This window comes from Elioraea sp. (assembly GCF_051860475.1).
In the GTDB taxonomy this organism is placed as follows: domain Bacteria; phylum Pseudomonadota; class Alphaproteobacteria; order Acetobacterales; family Acetobacteraceae; genus Elioraea.
Genome location: NZ_JBHYDW010000066.1, coordinates 1 through 20,193, shown reverse-complemented (window position 1 = coordinate 20,193; position 20,193 = coordinate 1). Strand labels below are relative to the sequence as shown.

Here is a 20,193-nt window from a genome sequence, read left to right as displayed (position 1 = left end):
GGGCCTTCGACACCTCCTACATGCTCTACGGCTTCCTGTTCATGATGGCGGGCGCCTACACGCTCAGCCGCAACGGCCATGTCCGCGCCGATTTCATGTATCGCGCAATGTCGCCGCGCCGGCAGGCGATGCTCGATCTGCCACTCTACATCGTCTTTTTTGTGCCCGGCATGCTGGCGCTGATCTGGTTCGGCTGGGAGTTCTTCTACATCGCCTATCAGCACAACGAGCGCACCACGCTGACGCCGGGCGGGCCCTCTATCTGGCCGTTCAAGTTCCTGATCCCGTTCTGCGGCGCATTGATGCTGCTGCAGGGGCTCGCCGAGATGGCGCGCTGCGTGATCACCATCCGCACCGGGGAGTGGCCCGAGAAGCTCGCCGATGTGGAGGAGACCGAGGCGCAGGCGCTGGCGCTGGCGGCCGCCCAGCACGCCGCCGAGGCCGCGCAGGCAAAGGCGGCAGCAGAGGCGCGGCGGTGAGCGACCCCGTCCTCGGCATGGTGATGCTGGGCAGCTTCATCGTGATCGTGCTGCTGGGCTTCCCGGTTGCGTTCACGCTGATGGCGATGGGGATCGCGTTCGGCTATTCGAGCCTGGGCGACCGCGTGTTCGATCTCGCCGTGCAGCGCACCTACGCGGTGATGGCCAACGACGTGCTGATCAGCGTGCCGCTGTTCATCTTCATGGGCTACGTCATCGAGCGTTCGAACATTCTCGAGCGCCTGTTCCATGCGCTTCAGCTCGCCTCGCGCGCGCTGCCCGGCGCGCTCGCGATCGCCACGCTGATCACCTGCGCGATGTTCGCGACCGCCACCGGCATCGTCGGTGCGGTGGTGACGCTGATGGGCCTGCTCGCCTATCCGGCGATGCTGCGCGCCGGCTACGACACGCGGCTTGCGTCAGGGATCACCTGCGCGGGCGGCTGCCTCGGCATCATGATCCCGCCCTCGATCATGTTCATCCTCTATGGCGCGACGGCCGGCGTGTCAGTGGCCCGGCTCTATGCGGCGGCCTTCCTGCCGGGCGCGCTGCTGGCCGGGATGTACATAGTCTATGCCTTCGTCTTCGCGCTGGTGAACCCGAAGGGCGCGCCGCGCCTGCCGGCGCACATGGCGGCCGGATCGTTCCTCGAGATCGTCTGGGCGCTGATCACCTCCTTCGTTCCGCTCGCCCTGCTGATCGCCGCAGTCCTGGGTGCGATCCTGTTCGGGCTCGCAACCCCGTCCGAGGCCGCGGCGATGGGCAGCCTCGGCGCGCTTCTGCTCGCCGTCGCCTATCGCGGACTGACCTGGAAGAAGCTGAAGGAGAGCGTGTTCCTCACCGCGCGCACCTCGGCGATGGTGTGCTGGCTGTTCGTCGGCGCCTACATCTTCACCTCGGTGTTCGGCTGGCTCGGCGGCCACCACGTGGTCGAGGACTTCATGGTGAACTACCTCGACCTCTCGCCGATCGGCTTCATGATCGTCACCCAGCTGATCATCTTCCTGCTCGGCTGGCCGCTGGAATGGTCGGAGATCGTGCTGATCTTCGTGCCGATCTTCCTGCCGCTGCTCGACACGTTCGGCATCGATCCGGTCTTCTTCGGCGTGATGGTGGGTCTGAACCTGCAGACCAGCTTCATGACCCCGCCCGTGGCGATGGCGGCGTACTACCTGAAGGGCGTCGCACCACCGCACGTGCGCATCCAGGAGATCTTCAAGGGCTGCCTGCCCTTTGTCGGCATCGTGCTGCTCTGCATGGCGGCGCTCTACGTGTACCCGGAGGTTGCGCTGTTCCTGCCCGACTATCTCTATTCCTCCGCGCCGACGCCGGCCGGTGAGGCCATCGATGCGATCCCCGAGGGCGGGTTCCAGATGGAGGAAATCGTGCCCGCCCTGCCACCCTTGAACTGACGGTACCGATGCCGCGGTTCACCTCCACCGCTGCGCGCCAGGCGGCCTCGTTGGTCGCCGAGGCGGTCGCCGATGCCGACGCCCCGCTCGTCCTGCCCGAGACCTGCCGGCCGACGACCATGGCTGCCGGACGGCGGATCGCCGCGCTTGCGCTCGACCATCTTGGCCTCGTATCGGTAGGGCTGCGGCTGGCGCCCGGTGTCGACGGCGCGGGGCTGATCGCCGGACCTGTGATCGAGGGACGCCTGCTGCGCAGTCCGCGCGTGGTGCCCCCACCCGGCCCGGGACGGCGCCGCTGCACCCTCGCCGTGGTCGGCCAGCTTGCGGAGCCGCTGCCGGCGCGGGAGCGACCGTGGCGCGGGCAGGAGGTGCTCGCACGGCTTGCGTCGCTGCACCCGGCGATCGACCTAGGCGCAACCCGGTTCGCCGAGGGCCCGCCTGACCTGCCGCAGCATGTCGCCGATCTTGCCGGGCTCGGCCTCGTGCTGTTCGGCCCGCCCGCCCGGTCCGGCTGGCGGCAGGCGGTGCTCAAGCCGCTCGCCGCGAGCGTTGAGCCCGAGGGGTGGCGCGGTACCGTGGATGTCGGGGCGGCGCTGGTCGGGGCCGCCGAGGAGGCGCGCGCGGCGGGCGGCCTGCCGGCCGGGGCGGTGCTGGTTGTCGCAGGGTTGTCTCCGGCCCTTGCGGACGCCCCTGCGGTCGCGCGCATCACCCGGCTTGGGAGCGTGGAACGGCTCACAGCACCGCCGCAGGGCTGAGCCGGTTCAGGCCGGCACCGGCACGGCGCGCGCGAACCGCAGCAGCCACGTCATCCCGGCCAGCCCCCAGAGCCCGACCGCCATGACCGCAGCGCGGTCGGCGTGCCAGAGATAGCGCTCGCGCAGCACGCCGCCCAGCACCGCCTGCGCCCGCTCGCGCGACAGTTGGAGCCCGCGCCCAACCACCGACCAGAGCTCGGTACGCCGGACATCGGCCCGCGGCGCGCGATGACCGAGCCAGAGCAGCATCGCGAACACCGCGGTGGTCAGCACCGCACCGGCGCGAAACGCCAGCACCATGTCGAAGGAGAGGGCCAGCATGGTCAGCCCCACGCCCAGCCCGGCGAAGGCGCAGGCGCGGCGGATGGTCTGGTCGGCCACGGCCAGGATGCGGTCCATCGAACGCTCCCCGTCGGACGCAACTCTGCCGTCAGCCGAAGCCGATCGCGAGTCCCGCGAGCGTGAGCAGCGCTACCGCAACGAGCCAGGTCCACATCGCCGCCGGCTCCGGATGGGTCGCACCGGTGAAGCGCTCGACCAGCGCCGCCGGCACGCCGCCCAGCATCAGTGTCGCGGTGGCGATCAGCAGCGAGGCCGCATAGGCGATGACCACGGGGTAGAAGCCGAACACCTCGGGCCACCAGAGCGGCGCGGTCTGGAACACGATGAAGAACACGACCGAGCCGCCGATCATGTGCGCGAGCGCGCCGGTCATCGAGACGGCCAGGATGGCGACGAACAAGCCCTGCGGCGTCATCGTCACCCGCCGCGCAGTTCCGAGACCCTCGGCGCGAGGCCGAGCGCGAACATCGTGATGGCGAACACGAAGCGCAGCCCGAACGCCCAGAGTGCGGCCAGCAGCGGCAGGTAGAACGGGCTGACGTAGAGCGGCGTGATCGCGCGGATCGCAGCGAGCCACCAGTCGGTGAGCAGGCGGAAGAAACGCCAGATGTAGTTCGGGCTGTCGGGCCGGACGAAGACCTGCATCAGGAACCGGCCGAGCGACGTCCAGGCGAGCACCGCGAGCACATAGAGCGGCACCCAGAACGGCAGGTAGGAGAGGATGAAATGAGGCTCGCCGGTCATCGTCGTACCAAGACGAAAGGGGCGAGGCGGTACCGCCGCCTCGCCCCCGAAGGTGGCACAGGCAGGCTGGCTACTCGACCGCCTGCTCCTTGTCGACCAGCGCCACGCCACCCCTGGGGATGCGGATCGATTCGACGAAGTCCTGCATCGCCTGGGAGGGCGCGGTGGTGATCCGGCTGACCACATAGGTGACCAGGAACGCCATCGGCACGCCGAAGATGCCGCCGGAGATGTTGTTGATCCCCCAGAGCTGTGTGCCGACGCGGTTTCGCGCCACCGCCGTGGTGGCCCACAGCGCCCAGCCGTGCAGCGGCCCATCGGAGATCGCGGCCTGGTTGGCGAGCAGCACCTGGATCGGCGCCTTTGCCTCGGCCGAGATCTGAGCGATCGCGACATACTGCTGGTAGCCGCGGATGATCGCCTCCTTGCTGCCCACCAGTTCGAGCAGGCTGAGGCCGGCGAACTCGCTCCAGATCAGGTAGCCGAAGGTGATGGTGTAGCCGACGATCATGCCGGCGATCGCCCCGGCATTGGTGGTCTTCTTGTACCAGACCCCCATGACGAGGGCCGCGAACAGACCGGCCGCCGCGATCGAGAACGCCCAGGCGACCAGGAACAGGATGTCGGCGCCGAGATGGCCGGCCGTATAGGCCGCGACCACCGCCACCGTGATCAGCAGGGTACGGGCGACGATCAGGCGCCGGCCAGTGGGCGCGTGCCGATCGATCATCCGGTAGTAGATGTCGTGGCTGAGCGCGTTCGCGAGTGCGAGCAGCAGCCCGTCGGCGGTCGACAGCGCCGCCGCGAGCCCGCCCGCCGCCACCAGCCCTGCGATCACGTAGGGAAGTCCCGCGATCTCTGGTGTCGACAGCACGATCACGTCGGGATGGATCCGGAACTCGTTGAGCTGCAGGATGCCGTCGTTGTTGAGGTCGTTCACCCCGACCCAGGTCACGCCGTAGGGCGACATCAGCTGCCAGTTCTGCAGCCAGCCCGGCAGCTCCGCGATCGGCTTGCCGATCACGTTCTGGTAGATCTCCAGCTTGGCAAACGCCGCATAGGCCGGCGCGGTGAAGTACAGCAGGAAGATGAAGAACAGCGACCATGCGACGGAATTGCGCGCCTCACGCACGCTGGGCGTGGTGAAGTAGCGCATCAGGATGTGCGGCAGGGACGCCGTGCCGATCATCAGGCAGAAGATCAGCGCGAAGAAGTTGATGGCGCGGTTCAGGTCGAACTGCTGGTTCGGGCCGGCGAAGGCCTGGGTGTGCGGCAGCATGATCTGGCCGGCCGCACGCATGGTCTGCTCGAGACCCTCGATCCGCTCGAGCGCGATGCCGTACATCAGCTGTGGAATCGGCACGCCGGTGACCTTCACCGACATCAGGATCACCGGGATCAGATAGGCGATGATCAGCACGATGTACTGCGCCACCTGCGTCCAGGTGACCGCGCGCATCCCGCCCATCATCGAGCAGACCAGGATGCCGGCGAGCCCGATGAACACCGCCACCGCGAAGGACACGTCGAGGAAGCGCTGGGTGATGATGCCGATGCCGACGATCTGCGCGACGACATAGACGAACGACGCCGTGATCAGCACGATCACGCCGACGAAGCGCGCGACGTTGCCGCCGTAGCGGGCGCCGAGGAAGTCCGGCACCGTGTACTGGCCGAACTTGCGCAGGTATGGCGCGAGCAGGATCGCCACCAGCACATAGCCGCCAGTCCAGCCGAGCACGAAGGCGAGCCCGCCATAGCCGAGCGCGTAGAGGCTGCCCGCCATGCCGATGAACGAGGCTGCCGACATCCAGTCCGAGCCTGTTGCCATGCCGTTGTAGATCGCGGGCACGCGCCGGCCGGCGACGTAGTACTCGCTCACCTGCATGGTACGGCTGAGGATGCCGATATAGGCATAGACGCCGATCGTCAGGGCGACGAACAGGTAGCCGATGATCCGGTCGGGGACGCCCATCTGTTCGAGCCCGGCGAGGATCACCACGAAGAAGGCGAAGCCACCGACATAGCCGGCGTAGATCTTGTTGAGCTGCTTCAGGAAGGCGCTGTGCGCTTCGGCTGCCATGGCTCTGCCCTCACTCCTCGGCCACGCCGAATTCTTCGTCGATCGCGTTCTGCTTCCTGGCGAACCAGTAGAGCTGCACGACGAAGATGATCAGGCTGCCCTGGGCGGCCATGTAGAAGCCGAGCGGGAAGCCGAGCACGTGGATCGCATTGAGCGCCGGCGCGAACAGATGAACGGCGAAGCTGGCGAGGAACCAGATCGCCAACATCGTCCACATCAGGCCAGAGGTCCGCTTCCAATAGGCTCGCGCGACGGCCGGATCGACTATCGCTGCGGGCTCCCGCGGCTGCTGGCGGGGTTCCACGATACCTGCCATTCTGAACTCCCTGCTCGGCGCCTCTGTGCGCGCCTTAGGCCGTTGCACCGGCGAGCCGCCTGCCCCTTCCGCTTCCGCCGCGATACGGGTTCAATACGCTCGCCGAAGGGGCAGGTAACACAGGGAATTGTGCGGTGCCAACAAGTTCCTTCAGCGCATCGGCCGGGAGGGGGGGGCCGCGATGACCCTGCTCGCCGGTCTGTTCGGCCGGCTGCGCACGCCGCGCCTCTCGGATCCAGCCGCGTTCGCGGCCTTTCTGGCCGCGCAGGGCGCGTTCGTGGCGCAGAAGACGGTGATGGACTATTGCGGGGTGAAGCTCGGGGTGAACTGGCAGAAGGCGCAGGCCGAGCCGGTGTTCGCGGGGCTGCTCGCGGATTGCCGCTGGCGCGTCTACTTCGCTGCCCAGGGCGACGTCGCCGCCATGGCCGAGTCGTGGCTGCGCCCTCTGGTGCCGGGGCGTGAGGCCCGGCTCGCGGTCGCGCTCGCCGCGATCGCCCGCGAGGCGGTTGCACGGGCCGAGGTCCCGGCGCGGCTGACGGGGGAGGCGGAGGCGGCGCGAGAGGGGTTCGCCGTGCGCCTCGCCCAGCGCCAGCTTGCCGCGCCTCGGCCGGCCAACGCGCTGCCGCTTGACGCCGGCGCGGTGCTGCTGGAGACGCTGCCGATCCACCCGGACCTGCGCAAGGGAGAGCGCGCTTCGATCCTGGGCGGTCTGCGCATGCACATCGTCTCTGCCCAGCAGGAGATGGAGCGGCGTTTCGAGGCCGTGCCACTCGCCGAGGTTCTGGTCGGGTCGACCGGATGAGCACGCCGGGACTGGCGATCTTCACCGGCCGGGTCGCGGCGGCGATGCGACCTGTCCCGCCGCTGCTCTCTCCGGCGACGCCGGTCGCTGAGGCAGTGGCGGCGATGAGTGCAGCCAATCAGAGCTCGGTGATCGCTGTGGACGGGACCGGGCGCGCGGTCGGCATCCTGACCGAGCGGGACGTGCTCCGCCGCGTTGCGTTCCTCATGCCGGCGGATGCACCGCTCGCGGATGCGATGAGCGCGCCGGTGCGCAGCGTTCCGATGGACGAGCATCTCTATCGCGCGGTCGGGCTGATGCGGGCGCACGGGCTGCGCCATCTCCTGGTGGTCGACGCCGAGGGACGCCCGATCGGCATGCTGCGGCGCTTCGAGACCTACGCCGCGGCGTCGTCCCGGCTGCTCGCCGCGGTCGAGACCCTGGCACGTGGCGAGGACGAGGCAGGCTTCGCCGCCACCCGCTCCGCCCAGGCGGGACTCGCGCGCACGCTGCTCGACGAAGGCGTCCCGGCGGCGGACGTGATCGAGGTCGTCTCGGAGATCAATCTCGACATCCATCGCTGGGTGGTCGAGCGCGCGCTTGCCGCCGCCGGTCCGCCGCCGGTGCCGTTCACGCTGCTGGTGATGGGCTCGGGTGGACGCGGCGAGAGTCAGCTCGCCCCCGACCAGGACAACGGCCTGATCTTGCAGGATTACTCTGACGCGCGGCACACCGAGGTGGACGCCTGGTTCGTGCCGTTCGCCGAGGATCTCAACGCGCGCCTGGAAGCGGCCGGCTTTCCGCTCTGCAAGGGCCACGTGATGGCGCGCAATCCCGTGTGGCGGAAGACCCTTGCCCGGTGGAAGGCGCAGGTCACGCTCTGGGCCGAGCGGCGCAGCCCGGTGGCCCTGCTGTTCGGCGATATCGCCTTCGATTTCAGGCCAGTCTGGGGCGATCCTGCACCGTCGCATGAGCTAAGAGGCCACCTGATGCACACCCTGGCCGCGCACCCGGCCTTCCTTGGCGCGCTGTCGGCGGAGGACGCGAAAATGACGGTCGGCCTCCGCTTCTGGGGCGGCTTCCGCGACGACGAGCCCGACCGGCCGGGCGTGCGCACCGATCTCAAGCGATCCGGGCTGATGCCGCTGGTCTCGGCGACGCGGCTGCTTGCTCTGAAGCACGGCGTCCTGGAGACGGGCACGCGCGCCCGCCTCGCGGCGCTGGCGACGCTCGGCCCGATCGCGCGAGCGGAGGCGGATGGACTGACCGAGGCGTTCGAGCGTCTGGCCGGCGCACTGCTGCGCCAGCAGCTCGCGGACGCGACTGCGGGCCGGCCGCCGGGCACGCTGGTGGAGCTGCCTGCGCTGCCCAAGTCCGAGCAGACAGCCATCCGCGCCGCTATGAAGCGTGTCGCCGCGTTCCAGAAGGGGGTCGAGTCGGCGTTCGGCGGCGGCGTGTGGTGACTATCCGCGCGCGGGGCTGGTGGGGCGGCCGCGCGCGAACGCCATCAGTCGCGTCGGAGCGCGTAGCGGCCGGACCCTGCCATTGCCAGCGTGACGAGCAGCCCGGCGACGGCGAGGTTCTTGAGCGCGACGCCGAGCTGCGCGGCCTGCTGCGCCTCGGGGTAGGTCCACCAGGCATGCGCGATCCAGATCGTGCCGAGCGTGAACAGCGCCAGTGCCCAGGCCGCCCAGCGGGTCAGCACGCCGAGGATCAGCAGGATCGGCGCGATGATCTCGATCGCGACCGCCCCGGCCGCGGCGACCTCGGGCAGGGGGATGCCCCTGGCGGCGAGCAGCCCGGTGATGCCCGCCCCGGGCGGCCAGCCGAGCTTGTTCCAGCCAGCCAGCAGAAACATCGGCGAGACCGCAAGGCGGCCGATCAGCAGTCCGAGATCGCTCATGCAGGGCCCTCCACCGCCTCGGTCCGGAACTCCGCCGGGAGCGTGATCTCGAGCAGTTCGAGGTCCTCGCTGTGGGCCACCTCGCGGTGCCTGATTCCCGGCGGCTGGTGCACCATGGAGCCCTGCTTCAGCAGCACCTCGCCGACCCCTTCGTACTCGAATCGCACCCAGCCCTTGAGGACATAGACCATCTGGAAGTCCAGCGCATGGGTATGCCAGACCGGATGCGAGCCCGCCCCCGGCACCGCGCGGATCACATGCGCTGCCACCCGGCCGCCGGTGACATGGCGGATGCCGAGATCGCGATAGGCGAAGAAGGCGCGCAGGCCCGAGGTGAATGGGGCATCGCCGGCGTGGCTGACCACCACCGGCAGGGTTCGCGCCGCGCTCACGACACGCCGACCGCGACGTGGGTCGCGAAGCCCGGCCGGCCCATCAGCCGGTCGTGGTAGGCGGCGAGCGCGGGGAAGTCGGGCCGCTCGATCGGCATGTGCAGGTAGCGATACACGATGCAGCCGATCGGGATGTCGGCGAGCGTAAAGCCTTCGCCTGCCATGAACGGGCGCCGCGCCAGCTCCGCCTCCAGCAGGCCGAAGGTCTCGACCGCGCGCGCGAGCCCCTTGCGGATCACGGCCTCGTCGCGCTTCTCGGGCGGCGTGCGGTACATCTGCACGAAGGCCGGGCCGAGCCCGGATTGGCCGGTGGTCTGCTGCCAGTCCATCCACTGATCGGCTGTCGCGCGCGCGCGGACGTCAGCCGGCCAGGCGGCCAAGCCCGTCCCGTAGCCGGCGCCGAGATAGCGCAGGATCGCGTTGCTCTCCCAGACGATGAACCCATCCTCCTCTTCGAGCACGGGGATCAGCGCGTTGGGGTTCCTGGCCAGGAACTCGGGGGTCTTCAGGCCGCCGAACGTGCCGCCGGCATCGATCCGCTCGTAGGCCACGTCGAGTTCGACGCAGCCCCACAGCACCTTCATCACGTTGATCGAGTTGGCCCGCCCCCAGATCCGCCGCATCGCGCTCCTCCCCGCGTGTTGTCCTGCCCGCAGCATGGCCGTGCGTGGCGGGAGCGTCCAGGCAGGCCACCCGCGTGCTAGAGGACGGCATGTCGCGCGTCCTCTTGCTCGGCCCGCTCGCCGCCGCCGCCGCGCTGGCGGTCGCCTACGCCTCGCAGTACTGGGGCGGGCTGCCCCCCTGTCCGCTCTGCCTCTGGCAACGCTGGCCGTACTGGGCCGCGCTCGCGCTCGGACTGGTCGCGCTTGCCCTGCCGGCGCGCCTGGCGGTCGGCGCGCTCGCCGTGCTCGCGGTGCTGTTTCTCGGCAATGCCGCCATCGCGGGGCTGCACGCCGGCGTCGAGTGGGGGTTCTGGCCGAGCCCGCTGCCGGAATGCGTCGTCGATGCCGGTGCGCCGGCGGCGACGGTGGACGACCTCCTGCACGCGCTCCGGCCGCTGCCCGCGATTCCCTGCGACGAGGCGGCGATCCGCCTGCTCGGCTTGTCGATGGCGGGGTGGAACGCGCTCTATGCGCTGGCGGTCGGCGCGGTCCTCGCCATATCGACGTGGCGATTCTGGAGAGCGCGATGAGCGATGCGAGCTTCCTCGAACCCCCGCACGAGACTGGCGCGGGGCGACTGCCGGGCGATCCGACCCCGCGCGACCTGATCGCGCGCATGATCCGGGTCGATCATGCCGGCGAGTACGGGGCGGGGCGCATTTACGCGGGCCAGCTCGCCGTGCTCGGCCACACCGACAAGCGGGCGCTGCTCGAGCACATGGCCGCACAGGAAGCCGTGCATCTCGAGACCTTCAGCCGGATGATCAGCGAGCGGACCATCCGCCCGACCGCGATGCTGCCGCTCTGGCACATCGCCGGCTACGTGCTCGGCGCCGGGACCGCCCTGCTGGGCAGCCGCGCGGCGATGGCCTGCACGGTCGCGGTGGAGGAGACGATCGACGAGCACTATCGCGATCAGGTCGCGCAACTCGGCGCGGACGAGTCGAAGCTCGCCGGGACGATCGAGCGGTTCCGCGCCGAGGAGCTGGAGCACCGCGATATCGGGCTCGAGCACGAAGCGGAACTCGCCCCCGCCTACCGGCTGCTCTCGGCGGTGATCAAGGCCGGCTGCCGGGTCGCGATTCGGATCAGCGAGCGGGTGTAGCAGAACGGCCCGGGCTCCAGGTGCCGCCGGTCGGCCGCGCGATCGGCCAGACCTCGCGCACATGGGCGGCGACCGCCGCCGGAAATCCCTCGGCGTAGCGGGGCAGGGGCCGGAGCCGGTCCCAGACCACGGCGAAATCGAATGCGATCGGTTCGTCGCGATACGTCAGCCGCGCAATCCGCAACTGACGCCCCGCCGTGCGCACCGTCGCGGGAATGACGGCTGCGCCGAACTCCGCCTCGGCGAGCGCGAGGAGGGCATGGACCGCGCTGCCCTCGAAACGGATCACCGGGTCGAGGCGGGCCAGCCGGCAGGCCGCATCGAACAGCCGCCGCGTGCCGAAGCTCCGGTCCAGCAGCAGGAGGGGCAGGGTGTCGAGCATCCGCACATCGACATGGCCGGCGCCCTCCCTCGCGATCGCGAGCGACGGCGCGTGCGCGACAAGCACGTTGCCCGGCGGCAGCGCGAGCGTGGCGAAGCGGACGGTGTCGGTCGGGCGGATACCAATCGCGACATGGATCTCGCCACGGTCCAGGAGCCTGGTGTGTTCGGTCGCGCCTGCCTCGACCGGCATCACGTGCACGCCGGGGAAGTCCCGTTGGTAGCGTCGAAGGAAGGCGGGGAAGACGCTCTCGATCAACTGTCCGGTCGCGCCCACGCGCAGCACGCCCGTGTCTCCTAGCGCGAGCGCGCGCGCGCGCTCCGCCACCGCATCGGCATGGCCGAGCAGGTCGCGCGCCTGGGGCAGGAACTCCTCGCCCTCGCCGCTGAGGCGAAGGCCACGGCCGACCGGCTCGAACAGCCTGAGCCCGAGATCCTGCTGCAGATCGCGGAGCTGGCGGGAGAGGGCGGGCTGGGTCAGCCGAAGACGCACGGCCGCGGCGGAGACGCTTCCGGCGTCGGCGACCGCGACGAACCCTCGAAGGCGCTTGAGGTCCATCGACCCTCCCATGCGCATTCGGCATGAATATCTAAAGGAACAATGCATTGGACGCAAGCATTCGATCTGGATAACGATCCGTCACGCCGTGCCGGAGCCACGTGCCGGAGAGCGCATTGGGCCGGCCCGGTCATGCCACCGGCCGCCCCGGACGCCGGCGGCGGGACGCCAAGGAGGCTGAGCCATGTTCGATGTCGATCGCTTCGTCGCCGACTGCCGCACCGCGCTCGCGGAGGACAAGGGCGGCCACCGCGCCGCGCGCGAGGTGGTTGCCCGAGCCGTTGCGGAACCCAATGGAATCATCCGGGCACTCGGCGAGCCGACGCGTGCTGGGGTCTGGACGCTCCATCGCGCGCCCGACCTGACGATCCTCCATCTGGTCTGGGGTCCGCACCTCACCATCATGCCGCACAACCACCGCATGTGGGCGGTGATCGGGCTCTATACCGGCTGCGAGGACAACATCTTCTGGCGCCGCCTGCCCGATGATGCGCAAGGGCGGCTCGAAGCGGCCGGTGCACGCGCCTTGCGTGCCAAGGATTGCGCCGTACTTGGGCGCGACATCATCCACTCGGTGACCAACCCTGCGGCGACGCTGACCGGTGCGATCCACGTCTATGGTGGGGATTTCTTCGCCGCCGAGCGCAGCGAATGGGACCCGGAGACCCTCTGCGAGGGGCGCTACGATGTCGAGAAGACGCTGCGCATGTTCGAGGAGTCGAACGCCGCCCTGGCCAAGCAGGCTTCGCAGCGCTGAGCGCATGCACGGCGGCGGGGCCGGGGGAGGACCCCGCCGCCGCCCGCGCGCGGCGCGTCAGTCCAGACGCGGCCGCGCCTCGGGAGTGCGCCAGGGCGGATCGCCCAGGTTCACCTGCTCGGGGGTGGTGAGCGAGGAGCCGAGCGCGCCCGCACCCGCGCCGACCACACCGCCGACCAGCGCGCCCGGCGGGCCGGCGAGCGCGCCGATTCCCGCGCCGGTCGCTGCGCCGGCGGCCGTGCCGCCCTCGACGCGGCCATGCGGGTCGCTGCCGCAGGCCGCAAGCCCCAGGGCCGCCGCGGCCAGGATCATCAGAACGCTTCGTGGCATGTGCCGTCCTCCGCAATGTCGTGCGGATGCAACGTCGCCGGGCCGTCCACGGTTCCCGCGTCAGGGGGCCGGCCAGTCGGGCCGGTCGAAGCGCTGAATCTCAAGCGTGTAGCCGGCCGGATCGCGGACGAAGAAGTGATAGACGCGATACTGCGCCGACAGCGCCGGAGAGGCCGGGATCTCCACCCCCTTCGCGGTCAGATGCGCGTACCAGCCGTCCACGTCGTCGGCGACGAAGGTGAACACCACGCCACCGACCGCGCGCGGATTCTCGGTCGCGCGCGGCGCGCGGGCGCGGCAGACGCCGAGGAACGCCGTGCGCCCCTCGGAAGCGGCGTAGATGCGGCACGTGCCCTGGTCCTGAACGAGCGCCAGGCCGAGCACCTCCTCGTAGAACCGCCACGAGGGCTCGGGCGGGTCGGCGTAGAGGAAGGTGACGGCCTGGCCGATCGGGGGGCGGGGCGGGATGCTCATGGCGGCACGATCCCCCGGGCGTGGTCGCGCGGCAAGCGGCCGAACGGCAGGCTGGATTTCTCTGTTAGCCTTGCTGCCCATGTGGACGGCGATTCGCGCCTTCCTGTGGGTCTATGCGCTGGTGGCCCTGGTGATCCTCGGCGCGCTGGCGTTCGCCTGGCGCTTCGTCGCGCCGCCGCCACCGCGCGAGGTCACGGTCGCCACCGCCGCGGCGGGCGGCGCATACCATCAGGCCGCCGAGGCCTGGGCACGGCTGCTTGCCCGCGAACGCATCACGCTCCGCCTCCGCGCGACCGAGGGCTCGATCGAGAACCTCCGTCTCCTCTCGGCAGACCCGCCCGAGGTCGACTTCGCGCTGGTGCAGGGCGGAGTGGGCGGCGCGGCGGCGTATCCCGGCCTCGAGAGCCTCGCCGCCGTGTTCTACGAGCCGGTCTGGGTGTTCGTACGCGGCGCCGATCCGAACACGCGACTCGCCGACCTGCGCGGCCTCCGGTTCGCGATCGGACCGGACGGCAGCGGCACACGCGCGCTTGCCTTGCGTCTGCTGGCCGCCAACGACGTCCGCCCGGAGGACGCGACGCTGCTGCCGCTCGCCGGCATGGCGGCAGCCGAGGCGCTGCTCGCGGGCACGATCGACGCTGCCGCGTTTGTCTCCGCGCGGCCGGTGCCGGCGATCACGCGCCTTCTGCGTGCGCGCGAAATGACGCTGCTCGACTTCCGATTGCGGGCGGATGCCTATGTCGCCGGGTTTCCGTATCTGACGCGCGTCACGTTGCCTGGCGGCGCGGTCGATCTCGCCGAGGATCTGCCGTCGGAGGACGTCGTGCTGGTTGCGCCGATGGCGGAGGTGGTCGCGCATCCGTCGATCCACCCCCAGATCGTCGCGCTGCTGATGGAGGCGTTCACCGAGACGCATCGCGGTCGGCAGCTCTTCGCTCCCGCCGGACGGTTCCCGTCGGCCGATCCCACCGACTGGCCGCTGCATGCCGACGCCGCGCGCTATCTGCGCCATGGGCCGGGCTTCCTGAAGCGCTATCTGCCGTTCTGGGTCGCGGTCTCGATCGAGCGGATGTGGGTGCTGATCATCCCGCTGCTGACCATCGCGATCCCGCTTTCGCGTATCGCACCGCCGCTCTGGCGCTGGCAGGTGGACCGCAAGGTGTATCGCTGGTACGGCCACGTGAAGCGGCTGGAGGCCGCGTTGAGGCAGGCGCACACGGAGGAGGAGCGGCGCCGCGCGCTCGCCGAGCTCGATGCCTTGCAGGAACGGGTCGGGCGGATCCGCGTGCCACTCACCCACGCCCAGCCGCTCTACCAGCTGCGCGCCCACATCGCGCTGATCCGCGATGGCGCCCTGCGCTGATCGGCCGCGCTTGCGCAACGGTCCAGTCCTGCGCTTAATCGCCAGGAGCGCCGCTGCGCAGCGCCGAGAGGGGAGAGCCCACATGCCACCTTCGCTGCCCCATCAGCCCGCATGGGTGAAGGAGTTCAAGGCCTTCATCATGCGGGGCAACGTCATCGACCTCGCCGTCGGCATCATCATCGGCGTCGCCTTCTCTGCCATCGTGGGCAGCCTGGTGAAGGACATCTTCAACCCGCTGCTGGGCCTGGTGATGGGCGGGATCGATTTTTCGAACGTGTTCATCGTGCTCTCGGGCGAGCGCATGCCCACCCTTGAGGCAACACGCGAAAGCGGGGCCGCGGTGCTCGCTGTCGGCACGTTCATCAACGCGATCATCAACTTCGTCATCGTCGGCTTCGCGATCTTCTGGCTGATCAAGGTGCTCTCCCGATTCAAGGCCAAGGAGGCCGAGGCCGCGCCGCCTGCGCCGCCGAAGAGCGAACTGCTGCTCGAGGAGATCCGCGACCTGCTGAAGTCGCGCGCGCCTTGAACGCCTGACCTTTCACCCGGCCGCGATGGTGGACGCGGCCCGGCCACTCCTGCGATCCTGTCCGCCCCGGCAACGCTCAAGGCGGCGGACCATGGTGCGCTTCGGTCGTTTATTCGCAACCCTGCTTCTGATCCTGGGGCTGGCTGGACCGGCGGCTGCGTTCGACGTCCCCGGCCTCGCGGCCGATTCCGACACCTATGCGCGCACCCTGGCCGCGCGCGCGCCCTCGACGGCCGAGGCGCGCGCGGAGGCCGATCGGCGCGCCGATGCGGCGGTCCGGGCCGGGAACTGGGCCGAGGCCGTCACCGCGCTCGAGACGCGCATCCGGCTCGGCTCGGTCGAAGAGCGGCACTGGCTGGCACTCGCCGAGGCCTGGCAGCGTCGCACCCCGCCCGACGGCAACCGCGCGCTCCAGGCCGCCTGGCAAGCCTTCTCGATGGTGCCCGGCGGCGCCCCGGAGATTCCCTCGATCCTGCGCATCGCCGACATCTTCCAGCACGTGCTCGACCGCCCTGCCCAGGCGATCGCGGCGCTGGAAGCGGTGATCGAGCGCGACCCGGCGAACCCGGCCTATCGCCAGCGTCTTGCCGAGCTGCGCCGCAGCGTCGGGCTGGCGGTTCGCCGTATCGTCACCGAACCTGAGAGCGATCCGCCGCGCGCCTGCGTCGAGTTCGCGGGTGCGCTCTCGCCCCGGCGCGACATCGCCTGGGCCGACTGGATGCGCGTTGAGCCCGCCACGCGCATCGCTGTCGCCGCCGAGGGCAATCGGCTCTGTGTCGCGGGGCTGGGCCACGGGCGGCGCTGGGAGGTGACGCTGCGTGAGGGCCTCCCCGGTGCCGATGGCGCGACGCTGCGGCGCGCGACCACGCTTGCGGTGGCGATGCCCGACCGCGCCCCGCGCGTGGTGCTGCAATCCGGTGCCTTTGTCCTGCCGAAGGGCGACGCGCCGCGGCTCTCCGTCGGCACGGTCAATCTCTCGGCGGTGGCGGTGAAGCTCTACCGCGTGGGCGAGCGCGGGCTCGCCGGCCAGATCGGCGACGCGGGCCGCGCCTTCCGCTCGCTCTCGCAATGGTCGGCGCAGAACCTCGCCGAGGGCGGCGGCCGCCTGCTTTGGGAGGGCACGCTGACCGTGGGGCAGTGGGAGCGCAACGTGCTCGCGCGCACGGTGCTCGACCTCGCGCCGATGCTTGCGGGCGCGGCCCCCGGTCTGTTCGCGCTGACCGCCGCGCCGGGCGACGGCACGCCGTTCCCGTCCTGGGGCGAGGTGGCGACGCAGTGGTTCGTGCTGACCGATATCGGGCTCACCGTGCTGCGCGGCGCCGACGGCCTGACCGTGCTCGCGCGCACGCTCTCCGATGCGCGGCCGCTCGCGGATCTGCGCGTGGCCGTGGTGGCGCGCGACAACGAGGAACTCGCGGTCGTGCAGACCGACGCCGATGGTGTGGCGGGCATCGCCGCACCCGTGCTGCGCGGCACCGGAGGGGCGGCGCCGCGCCACGTGACCGCGCGCGGGTCCGACGGCGATCTGGCATTCCTCGACCTCGACTCCGCCTCCTTCGATCTCTCCGATCGCGGTGTCGAGGGCCGTCCGCATCCCGGGCCGCTCGATGCCTGGCTCTGGACCGAGCGCGGCATCTACCGCCCGGGCGAGACGGTGAACCTGCTGGCACTGCTGCGCGATGCCTCGGGCGACGCAGCGTCGGTGCCGCTGACGCTCCGGCTGCGCCGGCCCAACGGCACGGTCGCGGCGGAGTTGGTGCCACAGCCCGACCCGGCCGGCGGGCGCACCTGGACGATCGCTCTCTCGCCGGGCGCGCCGCAGGGCACCTGGACGGTCGAGGCGCTGGCCGATCCGCGTGCGGCGCCGATCGGGCGCGCATCGTTTGAGGTCGCCGATTTCGTCCCAGAGCGTCTAGCCGTGGAAATCGGCGCAGCCCCGGGGCCGCTGGTGCCCGGTACACCGCTCGGGCTGCCGGTGACGGCGCGCTTCCTCTACGGCCCGCCGGCGGCGGGGCTCTCTGCGCGCGGCGAGATCACGATCTCGCCGGATCCGCAGCCCTTTCCGCAGCTTGCGGACTGGCGCTTCGGCCTGATCGAGGACACGCCCGACACGATCCGCGCGGATCTCGCGCTGCCGGACACCGACGCGCAGGGCCGCACCACCGCCACACTCCTGCTGCCGCGCGCGCCCGACACCACGCGACCCTTGCGCGCGACCGTCGCGATCGAGGTCTCCGAGCCCGGCGGCCGCCCGACCCGTGCGCGCGCCACCGTGCCCGTACGCGCGCAGCCGCGCCTCATCGGCATCCGCCCGCTGTTCGCGCGCGGCGCGGTCGAGGCCGGCAGCGATGCCGAGTTCGAGGTCGCGGCGTTCGATGCCGACGGCAACCGCATCGCCGCACCACGGCTGCATCTGCGCCTGGTGCGCGAGCGGCCCGACTGGCGCGTGGTGATCCGCGAGCGGCTCGCGCGCTACGAGCTCGTCTGGCGCGACGAGCCGGTGGAGGCGCGCGACCTCGCCGTGACCACCGAGCCGCTGCGCGTGGCGCGTCGGCTCGACTGGGGCCGCTACCGGATCGAGGTCTCGGATGGCGACAGCCTGGCCGCGACCTCGGTGCGGTTCCGCGTCGGCTTCGTTCCCACCGCAGGGCTCGGCGACACGCCCGACATGCTCGACGTCGCCGCCGACAAGCCGGCCTATGGAAGCGGCGAAACGGCCCGGGTGCGGATCGAGGCACCCTATGCCGGGCTCGCGACCGTGATGGTGCTGACCGATCGCGTGCACGCGGTGCAGACGCTGCGCGTGGCGCAGGGCGCGAGCACCGTCGAGATCCCGACCGATCCCGCCTGGGGGCCGGGCGCCTATGCTGCCGTCACCTTGCTCCGCGGCCGCGCCGAGGCCGGCGCCAATCCCGTGCGCGCGCTCGGGCTCGCTTGGCTCGGGCTCGATCCCGCGCCGCGGACCGTTCCGGTCGCGGTGCAGGCGCCGGACCTGATGCGTCCGCGCGCGCCGGCCGAGGTGGTGGTCCGCGCGGCTCCCGGCGCGCAGGTGCTGCTCGCCGCGGTGGACGAGGGGATCCTGCGGCTGACCGGTCATGCCTCGCCCGACCCTGCCGGCTGGTTCACCGGCAAGCGGCGGCTCGGCATCGACATCCGCGACGACCACGGGCGGCTGATTGCGCCGGCCGAGGGGGCGCCCGGTCTGCTGCGCCAGGGCGGTGACGACGCGGATGCGGGGGCGGCACTGCCGGCCATCCCGTTCGTGATCGCGAGCATGGTGCACGGCCCGGTCGTGGCGGGGCCGGACGGCACCGCGCGCTTCACGCTCGATGTGCCCGATGTGAACACCGCGCTCCGGCTGATGGCGGTGGCGTGGGATGCCGCACGCACAGGTGCTGCGTCCGTCTCGGTTCCGGTGCGCGACCGGCTCGTTGCCGAACCGGCACTGCCGCGCTTCCTCGCGCCAGGCGACGAGGCGCGGCTGGCGGTGTCGCTGCACAACGTCGAACTGCCCGCGGGCGAGATGCGCGTGACCGTCACCGCCGACGGTCCGCTCGCGATCGACGGCGGGCCGCAGGCGCTGGCGCTCGCGCGCGATGCGCGCGGGCGCGTGCTGTTCGGGCTGCGCGGGACCGGCGTGGGTGTCGGCGCGGTGACGCTGCGCGCCGAGGGGCCGGACGGGTTCGTTGCGACGCGCGTGTTCCCGATGACGGTCCGCCCCGCCCGCCCGCCGGTCACCACGCTCAGCCGGCGCGAGCTTCCGGCCGGGCAGACGCTCACGGTCGGGCGCGACGCGCTCGCCGCCTTCATTCCCGGCACCGGGCGCGTCACCGTGACCGTCAACACGGGCTCGCCGGTCGACCTCGCGGCGCTGTCGCGCACGCTCGATCTCTGGCCCTATGCCTGCTTGGAGCAGGTCGTCAGCAAGGGCTTCCCGCTGGTCTTCCTCGACGACGAGGCGATGATCGGCACGGACCGTCGCGCGCGCTTGCAGGCCCTCGTCGGCCAGGTGCTGGACAAGCAGCGCTTCGATGGCGCGTTCGGGCTGTGGAGCGCGAATGATCAGGCCGAGCCGTGGCTCTCGGCCTACGCAGTCGAGTTCCTGCTGCGCGCCCGCGCGGCGGGTGCGGCGGTGCCCGACGCGCCCCTCGAGGACGCGATGCGCTACCTCAGCTCTTCGACCGACGATCCCGCACGCGAGCCTTGGGATCGCGCCGCCCAGGCCTATGCGCTGAACGTGCTGGCGATGGGCGGACGGCCGCGCCCGGGAGCGGCGCGCGTGATGGCCGATCAGGGGGCCGGACGGTTGCCGACCGGGCTTGCGCGCGCGCAGCTTGGCGCGGCGCTGATCCGTATGGGCGAGCGCGGGCGCGGCGAGGCGCTGCTGCGCGACGCGACCGCCGATCCGGCGCGCGACTGGTGGTGGCAGGACTACGGCACCACGCTGCGCGACGCCGCGGCGATGATCGTGCTGGTGAAGGAGGCGGGTGTGCTGGCCGAGCGCATCCCTGCGCTCATCGATCGCCTGCCCGCGGATCAGATCCAACCCGCGCACACCTCCACCCAGGAACAGGCCTGGCTGGTCGCGGCCGGTGCGATGCTCGGTCGCGACGGCCAGCCGGTCGCGCTCGCGGTCGACGGGCGCGAGCGCGAACCCGCCGTGCTGACGACGCTCGCGCGCGAGGCAGAAGCATTGCCGGTGGCGCTGCGCAACATGGGCCGCACGGCGATCTGGCCCTCGGTCGCGGCGACGGGGATCACGACCCAGGCGCCTGCCGCCGCGCGCGACGGGCTCACCGTGCGACGCAACTTCCTCAACCGCGACG

Annotated in this window: 22 protein-coding genes; 11 read left to right on the top strand and 11 right to left on the bottom strand. The window is 71.1% G+C overall.

Annotated features, from left to right (window positions below; genetic code table 11):
* The 3 genes from ACTIFU_RS12930 to ACTIFU_RS12920 all read left to right on the top strand — a co-directional run.
* Positions 1–479 (top strand): TRAP transporter small permease subunit (locus tag ACTIFU_RS12930; protein WP_439578724.1); only part of this gene is annotated, 479 nt, incomplete at its 5' end.
* Positions 476–1,891 carry a TRAP transporter large permease gene (locus ACTIFU_RS12925; protein ID WP_439578723.1) on the top strand — a complete coding sequence of 472 codons (1,416 nt, stop codon included), beginning with the start codon at positions 476–478 and terminating at the stop codon, positions 1,889–1,891. The genes ACTIFU_RS12930 and ACTIFU_RS12925, both read left to right, overlap by 4 nt.
* 8 nt (positions 1,892–1,899) lie before the next feature.
* Positions 1,900–2,646 carry a hypothetical protein gene (locus ACTIFU_RS12920; RefSeq protein ID WP_439578722.1) on the top strand — a complete coding sequence of 249 codons (747 nt, stop codon included), beginning with the start codon at positions 1,900–1,902 and terminating at the stop codon, positions 2,644–2,646.
* 6 nt (positions 2,647–2,652) lie between these two features.
* Here the strand turns inward: ACTIFU_RS12920 and ACTIFU_RS12915 are convergent, their stop codons facing one another.
* The 5 genes from ACTIFU_RS12915 to ACTIFU_RS12895 all read right to left on the bottom strand — a co-directional run bounded on the left by ACTIFU_RS12915 (position 2,653) and on the right by ACTIFU_RS12895 (position 6,131).
* Positions 2,653–3,045 (bottom strand): hypothetical protein, encoded by a 393-nt coding sequence (locus ACTIFU_RS12915; RefSeq protein ID WP_439578721.1) that lies wholly within the window; start codon positions 3,043–3,045, stop codon positions 2,653–2,655.
* A 31-nt stretch (positions 3,046–3,076) separates the two neighbouring features.
* Complete coding sequence (locus ACTIFU_RS12910; RefSeq protein ID WP_439578720.1) at positions 3,077–3,403, bottom strand: hypothetical protein; 327 nt, start codon at positions 3,401–3,403, stop codon at positions 3,077–3,079.
* Positions 3,404–3,405: 2 nt separating this feature from the next.
* Positions 3,406–3,732, bottom strand: a complete 327-nt coding sequence (locus tag ACTIFU_RS12905) for a hypothetical protein (protein WP_439578719.1) — start codon at positions 3,730–3,732, stop codon at positions 3,406–3,408.
* 70 nt (positions 3,733–3,802) lie between these two features.
* Positions 3,803–5,815, bottom strand: coding sequence for a sodium:solute symporter family protein (locus tag ACTIFU_RS12900; protein ID WP_439578718.1), 2,013 nt, complete (start codon positions 5,813–5,815; stop codon positions 3,803–3,805).
* A 10-nt stretch (positions 5,816–5,825) separates the two neighbouring features.
* On the bottom strand, positions 5,826–6,131 hold the full coding sequence (locus tag ACTIFU_RS12895) for a DUF4212 domain-containing protein (RefSeq protein ID WP_439578717.1): 306 nt from the start codon (positions 6,129–6,131) through the stop codon (positions 5,826–5,828).
* A gap of 181 nt (positions 6,132–6,312) precedes the next feature.
* On the opposite strand from ACTIFU_RS12895, the gene ACTIFU_RS12890 reads away from it, so the two are divergent.
* Positions 6,313–6,933: a hypothetical protein gene (locus ACTIFU_RS12890; RefSeq protein ID WP_439578716.1), complete on the top strand. Its 621-nt coding sequence runs from the start codon at positions 6,313–6,315 to the stop codon at positions 6,931–6,933.
* The gene (locus ACTIFU_RS12885; RefSeq protein WP_439578715.1) at positions 6,930–8,375 is read left to right on the top strand and encodes a DUF294 nucleotidyltransferase-like domain-containing protein; all 1,446 of its coding nucleotides are present in this window, start codon (positions 6,930–6,932) and stop codon (positions 8,373–8,375) included. Before ACTIFU_RS12890 ends, ACTIFU_RS12885 begins: the two co-directional genes overlap by 4 nt.
* Before the next feature lie 44 nt (positions 8,376–8,419).
* On the opposite strand, the gene ACTIFU_RS12880 is transcribed toward ACTIFU_RS12885, so the two are convergent.
* From ACTIFU_RS12880 to ACTIFU_RS12870, 3 genes are read right to left on the bottom strand one after another with little or no spacing between them, the layout of a single operon-like run.
* Entirely contained in the window at positions 8,420–8,815 is a 396-nt protein-coding gene (locus tag ACTIFU_RS12880; RefSeq protein WP_439578714.1) for a DoxX family protein, read from the bottom strand.
* The gene (locus ACTIFU_RS12875; protein WP_439578713.1) at positions 8,812–9,207 is read right to left on the bottom strand and encodes a cupin domain-containing protein; all 396 of its coding nucleotides are present in this window, start codon (positions 9,205–9,207) and stop codon (positions 8,812–8,814) included. The genes ACTIFU_RS12880 and ACTIFU_RS12875 overlap by 4 nt, the downstream gene beginning before the upstream one ends.
* Entirely contained in the window at positions 9,204–9,830 is a 627-nt protein-coding gene (locus ACTIFU_RS12870) for a glutathione S-transferase family protein (RefSeq protein ID WP_439578712.1), read from the bottom strand. Before ACTIFU_RS12870 ends, ACTIFU_RS12875 begins: the two co-directional genes overlap by 4 nt.
* A gap of 89 nt (positions 9,831–9,919) precedes the next feature.
* Between ACTIFU_RS12870 and ACTIFU_RS12865 the strand changes: the two genes are divergently transcribed.
* Together ACTIFU_RS12865 and ACTIFU_RS12860 are read left to right on the top strand one after the other, a co-directional pair.
* On the top strand, positions 9,920–10,399 hold the full coding sequence (locus ACTIFU_RS12865) for a disulfide bond formation protein B (RefSeq protein ID WP_439578711.1): 480 nt from the start codon (positions 9,920–9,922) through the stop codon (positions 10,397–10,399).
* Positions 10,396–10,974 carry a demethoxyubiquinone hydroxylase family protein gene (locus tag ACTIFU_RS12860; RefSeq protein ID WP_439578710.1) on the top strand — a complete coding sequence of 193 codons (579 nt, stop codon included), beginning with the start codon at positions 10,396–10,398 and terminating at the stop codon, positions 10,972–10,974. Before ACTIFU_RS12865 ends, ACTIFU_RS12860 begins: the two co-directional genes overlap by 4 nt.
* On the opposite strand, the gene ACTIFU_RS12855 is transcribed toward ACTIFU_RS12860, so the two are convergent.
* A complete protein-coding gene (locus ACTIFU_RS12855) occupies positions 10,958–11,914 on the bottom strand; it encodes a LysR family transcriptional regulator (protein WP_439578709.1) in 957 nt (318 codons plus the stop codon). The genes ACTIFU_RS12860 and ACTIFU_RS12855 overlap by 17 nt on opposite strands.
* Positions 11,915–12,098: 184 nt before the next feature.
* Here ACTIFU_RS12855 and ACTIFU_RS12850 point away from each other — a divergent pair, with 184 nt between their 5' ends.
* Positions 12,099–12,671, top strand: a complete 573-nt coding sequence (locus tag ACTIFU_RS12850; RefSeq protein ID WP_439578708.1) for a hypothetical protein — start codon at positions 12,099–12,101, stop codon at positions 12,669–12,671.
* Between the two features lie 57 nt (positions 12,672–12,728).
* Here ACTIFU_RS12850 and ACTIFU_RS12845 read toward each other — a convergent pair whose 3' ends face one another.
* Together ACTIFU_RS12845 and ACTIFU_RS12840 are read right to left on the bottom strand one after the other, a co-directional pair.
* Complete coding sequence (locus ACTIFU_RS12845; protein ID WP_439578707.1) at positions 12,729–13,001, bottom strand: glycine zipper domain-containing protein; 273 nt, start codon at positions 12,999–13,001, stop codon at positions 12,729–12,731.
* 60 nt (positions 13,002–13,061) lie between these two features.
* Complete coding sequence (locus ACTIFU_RS12840) at positions 13,062–13,475, bottom strand: VOC family protein (protein ID WP_439578706.1); 414 nt, start codon at positions 13,473–13,475, stop codon at positions 13,062–13,064.
* Positions 13,476–13,554: 79 nt separating this feature from the next.
* On the opposite strand from ACTIFU_RS12840, the gene ACTIFU_RS12835 reads away from it, so the two are divergent.
* The 3 genes from ACTIFU_RS12835 to ACTIFU_RS12825 all read left to right on the top strand — a co-directional run.
* Positions 13,555–14,838, top strand: coding sequence for a TAXI family TRAP transporter solute-binding subunit (locus ACTIFU_RS12835; protein WP_439578705.1), 1,284 nt, complete (start codon positions 13,555–13,557; stop codon positions 14,836–14,838).
* Positions 14,839–14,920: 82 nt separating this feature from the next.
* Positions 14,921–15,367 (top strand): large conductance mechanosensitive channel protein MscL, encoded by a 447-nt coding sequence (gene mscL / locus ACTIFU_RS12830; RefSeq protein WP_439578704.1) that lies wholly within the window; start codon positions 14,921–14,923, stop codon positions 15,365–15,367.
* Between the two features lie 91 nt (positions 15,368–15,458).
* The coding region (locus ACTIFU_RS12825) for an MG2 domain-containing protein (RefSeq protein WP_439578703.1) at positions 15,459–20,193 on the top strand (4,735 nt) is incomplete at its 3' end.